We start from the raw sequence: 736 nt of genomic DNA, 5'->3' as shown, positions 1-736 counted from the left end.
TACGGAACATGTTGCGGCGCGGGTTATGTTGCGGTGGCGTGAACTTGCGCGGTTTGGCGGGGGTTCTCGCGGGGCTGGGCAACATAACCTCAGCGCGCCGGGGGGATTTTCGTGATGGCGCGCGATGCAGCAGAGCTTTCGCGCCGGCTCGCGCGGGACGCCGAGGCCGTGTGTCGGCATTACCTCCCCAACGGGCGACGACAGGGTCAGTACTGGACCGTCGGCGATGCACGTAACACACCGGGGCGGTCGATGTTCGTCCGGCTGAAGGGGCCGGAGGCTGGCCCCGGTGCTGCCGGTCATTGGACCGATGCCGCCACGGCCGAGCACGGTGATCTGCTCGACGTGATCCGGGAGAGCTGTGGCCTGACCTCTTTCGGCGATGTCGCCGAGGAGGCGCGGCGCTTCCTGAGCCTGCCGCGGGTCGACCTTGTCCCGACCATCAATCCAGCACCTGCCCGTACAGCCATGGGATCGCCGGAAGCGGCACGGCGACTGATCGCCATGGCGCAACCGATCCGGGGTACGCCGGTCGAGACCTATCTGGCCAGTCGCTGCATCATGCCGATCTATGGCGCGGGGGCGTTGCGATATCATCCAAGCTGCTATTATCGGCCCGACGATGGCGGACCAGCAGAGCGGCGTCCGGCGATGATCGCATCCGTGACCGACCTGCAAGGCAGGATCACCGGCGCGCACCGTACCTGGCTCGCGCCGGACGGCTCGGCCAAGGCCG

1 protein-coding gene is annotated in these 736 nt (G+C 67.5%); it reads left to right on the top strand.

Going from position 1 to position 736, the window contains the following annotated elements:
• Positions 1 to 252: 252 nt before the first annotated feature.
• Positions 253 to 736: DUF7146 domain-containing protein (locus tag B30_RS21190; RefSeq protein ID WP_442852434.1), on the top strand; the 484-nt coding region annotated here is incomplete at its 3' end.

Source organism: Celeribacter baekdonensis B30 (assembly GCF_000299875.1).
In the GTDB taxonomy this organism is placed as follows: Bacteria; Pseudomonadota; Alphaproteobacteria; order Rhodobacterales; family Rhodobacteraceae; genus Celeribacter; species Celeribacter baekdonensis_A.
The sequence above is the reverse complement of the archived record's forward strand: the minus strand, read 5'-3'. Positions and strand labels throughout refer to the sequence as shown.